Source organism: Chryseobacterium sp. 14P4.3.2, from assembly GCF_057799275.1.
The window spans coordinates 127,391-139,775 of record NZ_JBYOKO010000005.1 but is presented as its reverse complement, the minus strand read 5'-3'; the positions used below and the strand labels follow the sequence as shown (position 1 = coordinate 139,775).

12 protein-coding genes are annotated in these 12,385 nt (G+C 35.7%); 9 read left to right on the top strand and 3 right to left on the bottom strand.

The window, feature by feature from the left end; genetic code table 11:
• The first annotated feature begins 263 nt into the window (after positions 1-263).
• The 5 genes from purM (at position 264) to guaA (ending at position 6,604) form a co-directional block, all read left to right on the top strand.
• Entirely contained in the window at positions 264-1,256 is a 993-nt protein-coding gene (gene purM / locus AC27VX_RS09915) for a phosphoribosylformylglycinamidine cyclo-ligase (protein ID WP_236858499.1), read from the top strand.
• Positions 1,257-1,331: 75 nt separating this feature from the next.
• Positions 1,332-1,895, top strand: a complete 564-nt coding sequence (gene purN / locus AC27VX_RS09910; RefSeq protein WP_236858500.1) for a phosphoribosylglycinamide formyltransferase — start codon at positions 1,332-1,334, stop codon at positions 1,893-1,895.
• Between the two features lie 169 nt (positions 1,896-2,064).
• On the top strand, positions 2,065-3,582 hold the full coding sequence (gene purH / locus AC27VX_RS09905) for a bifunctional phosphoribosylaminoimidazolecarboxamide formyltransferase/IMP cyclohydrolase (protein ID WP_236858501.1): 1,518 nt from the start codon (positions 2,065-2,067) through the stop codon (positions 3,580-3,582).
• A gap of 89 nt (positions 3,583-3,671) precedes the next feature.
• A complete protein-coding gene (purD, locus tag AC27VX_RS09900) occupies positions 3,672-4,910 on the top strand; it encodes a phosphoribosylamine--glycine ligase (protein ID WP_236858502.1) in 1,239 nt (412 codons plus the stop codon).
• Positions 4,911-5,074: 164 nt separating this feature from the next.
• A complete protein-coding gene (gene guaA, locus AC27VX_RS09895; protein ID WP_488695349.1) occupies positions 5,075-6,604 on the top strand; it encodes a glutamine-hydrolyzing GMP synthase in 1,530 nt (509 codons plus the stop codon).
• Positions 6,605-6,679: 75 nt separating this feature from the next.
• Here the strand turns inward: guaA and AC27VX_RS09890 are convergent, their stop codons facing one another.
• Together AC27VX_RS09890 and AC27VX_RS09885 are read right to left on the bottom strand one after the other, a co-directional pair.
• The gene (locus AC27VX_RS09890) at positions 6,680-7,045 is read right to left on the bottom strand and encodes a hypothetical protein (RefSeq protein WP_236858504.1); all 366 of its coding nucleotides are present in this window, start codon (positions 7,043-7,045) and stop codon (positions 6,680-6,682) included.
• Positions 7,046-7,450: 405 nt separating this feature from the next.
• Complete coding sequence (locus AC27VX_RS09885; RefSeq protein ID WP_488695347.1) at positions 7,451-8,104, bottom strand: hypothetical protein; 654 nt, start codon at positions 8,102-8,104, stop codon at positions 7,451-7,453.
• Positions 8,105-8,158: 54 nt separating this feature from the next.
• Here AC27VX_RS09885 and AC27VX_RS09880 point away from each other — a divergent pair, with 54 nt between their 5' ends.
• The gene (locus AC27VX_RS09880) at positions 8,159-9,667 is read left to right on the top strand and encodes a carbon-nitrogen hydrolase family protein (protein WP_236858506.1); all 1,509 of its coding nucleotides are present in this window, start codon (positions 8,159-8,161) and stop codon (positions 9,665-9,667) included.
• 59 nt (positions 9,668-9,726) lie between these two features.
• On the opposite strand, the gene AC27VX_RS09875 is transcribed toward AC27VX_RS09880, so the two are convergent.
• Entirely contained in the window at positions 9,727-9,897 is a 171-nt protein-coding gene (locus AC27VX_RS09875) for a hypothetical protein (RefSeq protein ID WP_236858513.1), read from the bottom strand.
• Positions 9,898-10,081: 184 nt separating this feature from the next.
• Between AC27VX_RS09875 and AC27VX_RS09870 the strand changes: the two genes are divergently transcribed.
• The 3 genes from AC27VX_RS09870 to AC27VX_RS09860 all read left to right on the top strand — a co-directional run bounded on the left by AC27VX_RS09870 (position 10,082) and on the right by AC27VX_RS09860 (position 12,306).
• Positions 10,082-10,291 (top strand): cold-shock protein, encoded by a 210-nt coding sequence (locus AC27VX_RS09870; RefSeq protein WP_488695344.1) that lies wholly within the window; start codon positions 10,082-10,084, stop codon positions 10,289-10,291.
• 38 nt (positions 10,292-10,329) lie between these two features.
• Entirely contained in the window at positions 10,330-10,536 is a 207-nt protein-coding gene (locus AC27VX_RS09865) for a cold shock domain-containing protein (protein WP_300690599.1), read from the top strand.
• 120 nt (positions 10,537-10,656) lie between these two features.
• Complete coding sequence (locus AC27VX_RS09860; protein WP_236858524.1) at positions 10,657-12,306, top strand: ABC1 kinase family protein; 1,650 nt, start codon at positions 10,657-10,659, stop codon at positions 12,304-12,306.
• Positions 12,307-12,385: the final 79 nt, after the last annotated feature.

Genomic DNA, 12,385 nt, shown 5'->3' with positions numbered 1-12,385 from the left:
ATATTCATTTAAAATTACTATTTTTGCAAAAAGAAAAGAGATGAAAATTCAGACCTCCTATAAACAATGTTTTTCTCATAAAGGGAAAGTTGTGGGCTCTGAAATTCTGAGATAAAATAACGGCCGATAATCTGAAAAGATTGTCGGCTTTTTTGTTTTCTAAAATCGAATATAAAAAGTAATTGAAATATTAAAAGATAAGAAGAGGAAAGATGTAAGACAATCCATCATCTGAAATCCAATATCTAAAAATCTAAGCAGACATGAGCAACACTTACAAATCAGCAGGAGTAGACAAAGAAGAAGGATACAAAACGGTTGACAAGATCAAAAAAGCGGTCGGTGAAACCCACAATTCCAATGTATTGAATCATTTGGGAAGTTTTGGTGCTTTCTATGAGATCGGAGGATATAAAAATCCAGTTCTTGTTTCAGGAACAGATGGAGTAGGAACCAAGCTGAAAGTGGCTTTAGATACTAAAAAGTATGACTCTATCGGGGTAGATTGTTTTGCAATGTGTGCCAACGATATCCTATGCCACGGAGCTAAGCCTCTGTTCTTCTTAGATTATCTGGCTTGTGGGAAGCTTGATTCTGAGATTGCTGCTGAAATCGTTCTTGGAATGGTAAAAGCTTGTAAGGATAACAACTGTGCATTGATAGGTGGTGAAACTGCAGAAATGCCTGGGATGTACCAGCCGGGAGACTATGATGTAGCAGGATTCTGTGTAGGAATCGTGGAAAAAGACCAGATCATTGATGGGTCCAACATCAAACCGGGAAACAAGATTATTGCATTGCCAAGCTCAGGATTCCATTCAAACGGATTTTCTTTAGTAAGAAAAGTATTCCCGAACTTCGAAGAAGAGTTTGAAGGGAAACCTTTATATGAAACACTTTTAGTTCCTACAAGATTATATTTCAAAGATATTCATAAAGTATTGGAAGAAGTAAAAGTAGGAGGGATTGCTCACATTACAGGAGGCGGTCTTTACGAAAACGTCCCAAGAATCATCCCTGAAGGACTTTGTGCTTCCATCGATGGTTCAAAAATCAGAATTCCTACTGTAATGCTGGAACTGGAGAAAAGAGGCGGGGTAACCCGCGAAGAAATGTTCGGAACTTTCAATATGGGAGTAGGAATGATCATCGTAGTAGATGCTGAGCACGCTGAAAAAGTATTACACCTTTTAGATGATGCTTACGAAATCGGAGAAATCACAGAAAGTGCAGAGAAAATCAATTTATCACTATAATAAATGTATGAACGTAAAAAGTATTCCTGATTTTAAGTCATAAATAAATTAATACTTTTTACATTTTACAAGAATATGAAGAACATCGTTGTACTCGTATCCGGTTCAGGAACCAATCTTCAGAGAATCATAGATACTATTGAAGCTGGAGAAATTCAGAATGCAAAAGTATCTTTGGTAGTGGCTGACAGAGAGTGTTACGGACTTGAGAGAGCGAAAAAACATACCATAGAAAATATTCTGATTCCAAGAGGAAAAAGCTTCAGCAGTGAATTGGCAAAAGTAATTCCTGCAGATACCGACCTTATCGTATTGGCAGGTTTTCTATCCATTTTGAAACCTGAGTTTTGTGAAAACTGGACTGGTAAGATCATTAATATTCATCCTGCACTACTTCCAAAATTCGGAGGAAAAGGAATGTGGGGAATGAACGTTCACCATGCAGTTATTGAAGCAGGAGAAAAAGAAAGCGGAGCAACAGTACATTTTGTAACTCCGGGAATCGATGAAGGAGAAGCTATTCTTCAAAAATCTTTTGAAGTAACCCCAGAAGATACTGCTGAAACATTAGCACAGAAAGTTCACCAGATTGAATATGAAATATTTCCGACAGCAATCAATAAGGTGCTGGGAAACTAATAGATCAATATAACAAATGACCAATATTTAAGATGTTTTTTTACATCATTAAATTGATACATTGTTACATTAATTAAAAAGAAATCTAAGTAAAATAAAAGTAAATTCGGAGGTGAAAGACCCGGATACAGTTTGAAATAGCTGTAAAAAGTAAAAAATTGAAAGTAAAATGAGTAAAAAGAGAGTTTTAATCAGTGTTTCTGACAAAAGTGGATTAATAGAATTCGCGCAGTTTTTGGAAGCTCAGAATTATGAGTTGATCTCTACAGGAGGAACGTTCAAACATTTGAAAGACGCTGGTTTAAATCCTATTCAGATTGATGAGGTAACCAATTTCCCTGAAATGCTGGACGGAAGAGTGAAAACTTTGCACCCTAAAGTTCACGGAGGACTTTTAGCTGTTCGTACCAACGAAGAGCACATGAGAATTGTTCAGGAACACGGAATTGGCCTGATTGACATGGTTATCGTAAACCTTTATCCTTTCTTTGAAAATGTAAATAAAAACATTTCCTTACATGAAAAGGTGGAGTTTATTGATATCGGTGGTCCGTCAATGCTTCGTTCTGCAGCCAAAAACTTTGACTCTGTTACCGTAATTACCGATGTAGAAGATTATACAACAGTAAGACTGGAAATGGAGCAAAACGGTGACAGCTATATAGAAACCCGTAAAAAGCTTGCAGGAAAAGTATTCAACCTTACCTCTGCTTATGATGCTGCTATTTCAAGAATGCTTTTAGATGAGGAGTACCCTGCTTACCTAAACGCTTCATACAAAAAAGTTTCTGACCTGAGATACGGTGAAAATCCACATCAGACAGCTGCTTATTATGTGTCCACCTTCGAAAACGGTGCAATGAAAGATTTCGAACAGCTTGGAGGTAAAGAACTTTCTTTCAACAACCTTCGTGATATGGACCTTTGCTGGAAAGTAGTTACGGAGTTCAAAGAAGAAATGGCTTGCTGTGCAGTGAAACATTCTACCCCTTGTGGCGTAGCAATAGGAACTTCAGCATTGGAAACTTATCAGAAAACATTCGAATGTGATCCTGTTTCTATCTTTGGCGGAATTGTTGCTATGAACTATAAAATAGATGCTGCAACAGCTGAAGAATTAAACAAAACATTCCTTGAAATTGTAATGGCTCCTGAATTTGATGAAGAAGCTCTTGAAGTTTTAAGAAAAAAGAAAAATCTAAGAATCATCAAAATCGTAAATCCTGTTTCTGATAAACAAACATGGGTGAAAGTGGATGGCGGTATCTTGGTTCAGGATAACGATACTCACTTCTCTGATGATATTAAGGTGGTTACAGAAGTACAGCCTACAGAAGAGCAGAAGAAAGCATTACTGTTCTCTCAGAGAGTGGTAAAATATGTGAAATCAAATGCAATTGTAGTTTCTAACGGAATTCAGGCATTCGGTATCGGTGGAGGACAGGTAAACAGAATCTGGGCAACACAACAGGCTATTGAAAGAGCAAAAGAAAAATTCTCCGGAGACCTGGTATTGGCTTCAGATGCATTTTTCCCTTTCCGTGATGTGGTAGATTTCTGCGCTCAGGAGGGTATCAAGGCTATTATTCAGCCAGGTGGAAGTGTAAAAGATCAGGATAGTGTAGAAGCTGCCAATGAGCACGGTATACCAATGATGTTTACAGGTGTTAGACACTTTTTCCACTAATTAAAATAGAGATAAAAAATAATTAGGGATTGTATTTATAGCATTCAAAATTATATATTTGTAAAATAAGACTAGATAATAAATAAAGTATGAGAATATTAATCATAGGTGAAGGTGGTAGAGAATCTGCTTTAGCGGCAAAACTTCAGAATGACTCAAGAATTTCTAAAATGTTTTTTGCCAACGGAAATGCTACTACCGATGTAATAGGGAAAAATGTTCATTTATCAGAAATCAAAGAACTTAGAGATTTCGCTATTAAAGAAAAGGTAGATCTTACGATCGTAGGTCCTGAAGCTCCATTGGTGGCTGGTTTGAAGGACGAATTCAAAAAACACGATCTTAAGGTTTTTGGTCCTACTCAGAAAGTAGCAAGCCTTGAAGGAAGTAAAGCTTTCTCTAAGAAATTTATGCAGACCTATGATATCAAAACGGCTAAGGCTGTTGTATTTGATTCATATAATGATGCTAAAGAATATGTGCAGACACAGCAGTATCCTTTAGTAATCAAAGCGAGTGGTTTAGCTGGAGGAAAAGGTGTTGTTATCTGTGACACTCTTGAAGAAGCTGAAGCTACTATCCATGATTTCATGATCAGAAGAATCTATGGAGATGCTGGTATCCGTTTAGTTATTGAAGAATATTTGCAAGGTTTTGAAGCTTCTATCATTGCTTTCTCTAATGGTGAAAAATTATTCCCATGTGTAGCTGCAAAAGATTATAAAAAAGCCGGAAATGGAGATACAGGACCTAATACAGGAGGTATGGGATCTGTAGCACCAAGCCCGGAGTTCACTCAGGAGCACTATGCAGATTTTGAGAAAAATATTTTAGAGCCTACTATTAAAGGTCTTAAAGCTGAAGGGTTCGGATTTAAAGGAATCATCTTCTTCGGATTGATGGTTACAAAAAACGGAGCTTACCTTCTTGAATACAATATGAGATTTGGAGACCCTGAAACTCAGGTATTGATGGCACTTATGGAGAACAATCTTTTAGATGTGATCCAGGATTGTATGGAAGGAAAAGACATTGAACTTAAATTCAAAGAAGAAAAAGCAGTGTGTCTTGTAATGTGTTCAGGAGGATATCCAAGAAACATCGAAACAGGTTTCGAAATTACAGGAGGAGATAAAATACAACACAGTAAATTATTATACGCAGGAGCTATTACTAAAGGAGACAAAGTGGTTTCTAACGGTGGTAGAGTTCTGAATATTGTAGCTACGGGAGCTACTTTTGAAGACGCCCGCAAGAAAGTTTACGAAGACGCAGGTCACGTACATTTCGATTACGGCTTCTACAGAGAAGACATCGGAAAGTTTTAATAAAAATCATGAAAAAAGATTTGGAGCAATTCCAAGTCTTTTTTTGTAAAACAGTCAATATTAGATGCCAGATATAAAAGTTTTCAGATACCAGACGTTTAACCAGGTCTGAAATCTGAAATCTGATGTCTGACATCATTTAAAATAAATCAATCAGTTATAAAATGAACAACGGTATTATTATTTTAGATTTCGGATCCCAGTACAATCAGCTTATCGGAAGAAGAATCCGTGAGATGGGAGTATACTCTGAAATCTTACCTTACAATACACCATTACAAGATATCTTAGCAAAACAGCCTAAAGGAATCATTCTTTCCGGAGGTCCGAGTTCTGTAAATGCAGACAATGCCCATCTGGTAGAAAAAGCTTTATATGAGCAGGGTGTTCCTGTTTTGGGTATTTGCTATGGAATGCAGATGACGGCTCACCTTTTAGGAGGAAAAGTAAACAAAGGAGAAAAAGGCGAGTACGGAAAAGCAAACCTTGAAATCATTAAAGAAAGCTCTTTATTGAAAGGAGTTACTCAGAACTCTGTTGTTTGGATGAGTCACTTTGATGAAGTAGGAGAATTGCCTGCAGGTTTTGAGCTCAATGCAAAATCAGGAGTTATTGCTTCTATTGCTAATGAAGAAAGTAAAATCTACTGTGTTCAGTTTCACCCGGAAGTTTCTCATACAGAAGAAGGAGGGAAAATGCTTGAAAATTTCGTTTTCGGAATCTGTAATGCAGAGAAAAACTGGAAACTGACCAATTATATTGATAAAACAGTAGAAGAAATCCGCGCGAAAGTAGGAGATAACAAAGTGATTCTTGGACTTTCAGGAGGAGTAGACTCTTCTGTAGCAGCAGTTTTGATTCATAAAGCAATTGGTGATCAGCTGACTTGTATCTTCGTAGATACGGGATTATTGAGAAAGAATGAAGGTGAGAAAGTGATGGGCCAATATGGAGAACATTTCCATATGAACATTAAAATGGTGGACGCTCAGGAAAGGTTCCTTACAAAATTAGCTGGAGTAGACGATCCTGAAGCGAAGAGAAAAATCATTGGAAACGAATTTATCCATGTTTTTGATGAAGAATCTCACAAAATTGAAGGGGCTAAATTCCTTGCTCAAGGGACTATTTACCCTGACGTTATCGAAAGCCAGTCTGTCAACGGACCCTCTGCAGTGATTAAGTCTCACCACAATGTAGGAGGACTTCCTGAAGATATGGAATTCGAATTGTTAGAGCCATTAAGAGAGCTTTTCAAAGATGAAGTAAGAAGAGTTGGAGAAGAATTAGGTATTCCTCACCACATGGTATACAGACACCCTTTCCCAGGTCCTGGATTAGGAATCAGAGTACTGGGAGCTGTAGATGCTGAAAAAGTGAGAATCCTTCAGGAAGCTGACGATATTTTCATTGAAGAACTATATAAAAATGACCTTTACGAAAAAGTATCTCAGGCATTTGTAGTACTTCTTCCAGTAAAATCTGTAGGAGTAATGGGAGATGAAAGAACTTACGAATACACCGCTGTAGTTCGTTCTGCCAACACCATCGACTTTATGACAGCAACGTGGAGCAGACTTCCTTATGAGTTCCTTGATACTGTTTCCAGCAGAATTATCAACGAAGTAAGAGGAATCAACAGAGTAGCTTACGATATTTCAAGCAAACCACCTGCAACTATTGAGTGGGAATAATTTTTGACTTGAATTTATAATATAAATCCTGCCCAAACGGGCAGGATTTTTTTATTGGAATAGCTTGCCTTATCATCATTCACAAGCATTGTTGTGGTCAATAAATTTATTATGCTTAAAAGTAAATACTGAAAAGCATTTGTCAGAGTTTTTTTGAAGAGAATCATTATTACATACTGATGTTACATAGTAAGTGAAGGTAGTAAAACTTCCATCCCGGAAAGTTTCATTAGGTTCTCCAAATATTGTTTTGAATTTCTCAGCCGAACTATTTTTTAATGTATTCTCGAGAATGAGTTTCTCAGCCAAATCAAAGGTTCTCTTTCCCTTACAGCCTAAAGAATCCTTAATCCAAGTCATACTGTCTTCTGATTTTTTTACTTTTTGTTTATTACATCCTGTAAGAAATAAGATGATAATGAGGAATAGGTTGATTTTCATAGTTATAGTATGTGAAGTTTTACTTAAAACAGGTAGATAAACAAAGTTGTAGTGCTCAGGTTATTCTCGCTGAATTTAGGTAGAATTTCATCAAATTTATTAAAACAGTTTCAATGAAAAAATAATAAATAAAATATTGAGAGTGATTAATAAACAGTATATTAACTTGAATAATATATGTCTATGAAAAATAAGATAATTCAATAACATTGATCCCGCTATATAAAAATAAACAAGATTTTTTACTTCCTGAGTCTTTATTTCAGACACTGAAAATAAGTTTAAATAGTGGGAAAGATTAATTATTGAGCTGGGATAAAAAACGCTTAAAATAAAAATAACTGTAATACTTATAGTTATTGCATATGGTTTCATTTATCAATAAAAGCTTTAAAAAGATGTTTTTTAATTTGATAAAAAGAAGGGCTCAAAAGAATGATAATAGGTGTTTTCTTTCCAGTTGAATTTCATACTTATTTCGTTATTATTTAGAAAATCTCTCAACGAATAGTCATCATCCTGAAAATAAATCTCCTCGATAGAATCATCTTCTTTATATTTAAATTGAATATTAGGAATGGTTTCGTTTTGGAATTCATCATCAAATACAGAAGGATCACCATAAAAATTTTTAAATTTATCGGTTGTATGGCCTGTCATTAAATCTATTGCACATCCGGCTAATTTTCTATTTCTATCGTCAAATACAAAAATACCTTTGCCAAACAGACTGCCATTACGATAAAATACATACTCCCATTGAGCCTCTCCCTTACTGCTATTTTCTTTATTGTAGTAAAAGGTCCAGGGTTTACCAAATGTTCCGATATCTATATGACGATGAATAACTTCTGATAAATGATCTTCTGAAGAGAGATAAACCTCACCTCCCAATTGTTCAACTTGCTGAGTCCTGTAGTTTTTTAAAAATCTTTCTATCTTTTTAAGCTCATTAGTAGTAGAATCATAAGTTAAACAGTTAAATTCTGAAAGCTTATGAAGTTGTTCTTTTGGTGTTTCAATATTATTTTCATCAGTGTATTTTATGTAAGTACCCACTTCTATTATATTTTCTTAATTATTTTTCCTTAAATTTAAGTAAAATTATATCAAATGCAAATAGAAACGAGACCCCTGACTGTTCAGGATTATGATGAGTTGGTTGTGACAATGAAGCGTGCTTATCCCCAGATGTCTGAATCTATCTGGTCTAAAAAAAGTATAGAAAAACTTACGAGAATATTTCCTAAAGGTCAGATTTGTATCACCGTAGATGGGAAGTTAGCGGCCGTAGCGCTGTCCATTATCGTGAATTATGACGAATTTGGGGACGATCATACCTATGTTGATATTACAGGAAACTATACATTCAACACCCATTTGTCAACAGGAAATGTATTGTATGGAATAGAAGTTTTTGTTGATCCGGAATTCCGTGAGCTGCGTTTGGGAAGAAGGCTGTATGATGCCAGAAAAGAATTATGTGAGCTTCTTAATTTAAAATCAATCATCCTGGGCGGAAGAATTCCGAATTATCATAAATACAGTGACGAACTTTCCCCAAGAGAATACATCCGCAGAGTAAGAGATAAGGAAATTTATGATCCTGTGTTGTCTTTCCAGCTTTCCAATAACTTTCTTCCCATAAAGATCCTGAAAAAATACCTTCCCGAAGATGAATCATCACTGGAAAACGCTGTTTTGCTGCAATGGAACAATATTTATTACAGCAAAAAGCCCAATACGATGCAGGACAGTATCATTCGTCTGGGGCTTGTACAGTGGCAGATGAGGCATTTTAAAAATATAGATGCTTTTTATGAACAGGTAGAATTTTTTGTCAATGTAATGGGCGACTACAAATCAGACTTTGTTCTCTTCCCGGAACTTTTCAATACACCACTGCTGGCACCATTCAATAAGCTGTCAGAAAGGGATAGTATGATAGAACTGGCTAAACTGAGTGAAGATATCAAAAATAAAATTTCTGAGCTTGCCATTAGTTACAATGTAAACATTATCTCAGGAAGTATGCCTGTCTTTGACGATGATAACAATGATTTGTATAATGTAAGCTACCTTTTGCACCGCGATGGGCGTATAGATGAATACCGAAAAATTCATATTACACCGAATGAAAGGAAATACTACGGAATGAAAGGAGGAAACGAAATAAGAGTTTTTGATACCGACTGTGGAAAAATTGGTCTTGTCATCTGCTACGACGTAGAATTTCCGGAATTGCCAAGGATTCTTGCAGATCAGGGGATGAAAATTCTTTTTGTTCCTTACCTTACCGATACGCAGAACGCCTATATCAGAGTACGTCATTGTGCCGCTGCAAGAGCTATCGAAAATGAATGTTACGTAGCCATTGCCGGCTGTGTAGGAAACCTTCCGGGGGTTAATAATATGGATATCCAGTTTGGACAGGCGGCCGTGTTTACCCCTTCCGATTTTGCTTTCCCATCGAATGCCGTAAAAGGAGAGGCTACACCGAATACAGAAATGACTTTAATTGTAGATGTAGACCTGAATCTATTAAAAGATCTCCATCATAACGGTTCTGTTCAGGTGATGAAAGACCGGAGAAAAGATCTCTATGATACCTACCTCAAATAACAAAACAGAATGCGAAAGCATTCTGTTTTTATTTTTACCTAAAATTTTAAAAAAACAAATTAATCATAATGAGGACATACTACCGCAGGACAGATCAGTCTTGGACATCTTGGCCTTCCGTCAGTAGGACAACATTGGTTAGAGCAGTTAGGAATATCAATGATAAGACCACTTCCCGCAATTCCTTTTAATTGTTCTCTTGAAAGTTTGCTGTTGCGTAAATTTTTCATGTTTTAATACTTTTGTTTTGTTTGTACACTGTAAATATATATAATTTTAATTAAGCTTTATCACTAATTGTTTATTTTGTTATTATGACTACTGTTTTATTTGTAAAATACAAATTATTGGTTTGAATTTTTAATCTATTCTTTAAAATTATTATATTTATTCATTAATAAAAAACTAAAAACTATGCAAAAAGGAATTGTAAAATGGTATAATGCAGAAAAAGGCTATGGATTTATCATCCCTGAAGGAACAGAAGATGCTATTTTTTGTCACCATTCGGCTATTGCCGGCTCTTTAAAACTTTTGTCAGAAGGACAAACCGTAGAATTTCATATTGTAGGAGGCCCCAGGGGGAGACAGGCAGAAAATGTGAGAGTTGTGGATAACAGCTAAAATAAAAAGAGTCAAAAAATCACTAGAAATTAATAAAAATGACAGGTACAGTTAAGTGGTATAACCAATCAAAAGGATATGGCTTTATTTCTCCTGAGGGTGGAGGAGTAGATATTTTTGTTCATAATTCCGCTTTAAAAGCGGCGGGATTAATAACTTTATCTGAGGGGGAGAGAGTTTCATTTGAAGTTGTTACATCAAAAACAGGAAAATTAGAAGCAGCTCATATAACATTATCACAATAAATTTTAAGGACAAACATGTGAAAAACTGCTGGTTTTCCGGCAGTTTTTTTAGGAGGTCCCTTTATAAAACTGTAGTTGGGAACAGTTTTTGGAGTAAATTGCACCAACTATAGATAGATTATGTTTGACAAGCAGCAGAGAAAACTGAAAAGATCCGCCAGATTGATTTCCGTATTAAGTAAATATGGTTTTAAAGATATGCTGGCAAGAATGAACGGTGGAAATAAGCAAGAGGAAATTTCAGAAAATTCCGATGAGATTGTTTCAAAAGGTACCGTTTATGAAAGAATAAGGCTCGCTCTGGAAGAGCTGGGGCCTACTTTTGTCAAACTTGGACAGACCTTCAGTAATCGGGAAGACCTTTTACCTGCGGAACTTATTCAGGAACTGCAGAAACTTCAGGATAAAGTAGAAGTAATAGAAATGGATGTTGAAGATATACTGGAAAGTGAATTCAATATTTCCGTTAAAGACTATTTTCGGGAAATTCAGAAAGAACCTCTGGCTACAGCCTCCATTGCACAGGTTTATAAAGCTGTTTTGCTGGATGGAAGCCCTGTTATTTTAAAATTAAAAAAACCGGACGTACAATCTGTCATTGAAGATGACCTGCTATTGATCAAGGATATTGAGAAATTGATATCTGCATATTCAGAAATAGGAGAGCAGCTTAATCTGAAACAGGCAATTTCTACTTTTGAAAAATCATTGCTGGAAGAACTTTCTCTGATCAATGAAAGGAATAATATTCAACAGTTTCGTCTCAATTTTAAAAATAATAAAGAAACTTACGTTCCGATAGTCTATGATGAATTTTCCAACAATAATATTCTTTGTATGGAATTCATTGATGGAATAAAGGTGACAGATCAGCCTGGTCTTATTGCTCACGATATAGACCCGGTGAAAGTTTCAGAAGCCGGATTGAGACTTTTTGTTTCTCAGATTTTAGATTATGGATTCTTTCATGCCGATCCTCATGCAGGAAATATTTTAGTAAAAAAAGACGGCAGAATTGTTTTTATTGATTTCGGTGCTGTAGGAAAAATCCAGCCCAATGATAAAGAGATCCTTGAAAATCTGATTGTCAGTTTTGTGGCTAAAAATCCGCATAAAATTGTCCGCTACCTCAAAAAAATGGCTGTAAGCTATGAGATCCCGGACGAAAGAAGATTTGAAAATGATGTGGAAGATATTCTCAACTTCGTTCACAGCTCGTCGTTGAAAGAAATCAATGTTCAGGTGATTATCAATAAAATGAAAGATATTTTAAAAGATAACAGGCTTTATATGCCGGATTATTTTTACCTTTTATTTAAAGGAATAAGCCTGATAGAAGGTGTAGGAAGAACAATTAACCCAGAGCTTGATATTGTTAAAAGTCTCCATCCCTATACCAAAAAGATATTCACCAGAAAAATTAACCCGAAAAATATTTTAAAAACGGGAATGGACAGAATGATGAATTTCACAGACAATATAGATGAAATTCCCAAAGAGCTTCGTTCTGTTCTTCAGAAATTAGATGAAAATAAGTTTACGGTCTCCACCGAGAGCAAAAATATAGAAAAGACCAATCAGCTCATCAAATCCAGCGTGGTCAATCTGATCTTGGCAATGATCTTAGGAGCTAATATCATTGCAACGGCTATTGTTTTCGCATCAGAATCCGGACCCAGAATAGGAGAGTTGTCTTTGGTAGCTGTTCTAGGCTTTACCTTTTCAGTCGTATTGGTTGTAATACTTTTATTGAGAGTAACTAGAAAGTGATCTGGAAGAAAGAAATAAAATTTCAATAACTCAAAACCAGGGATCACACATTGCTGAGAGTTTCACTTTACATAAAAAA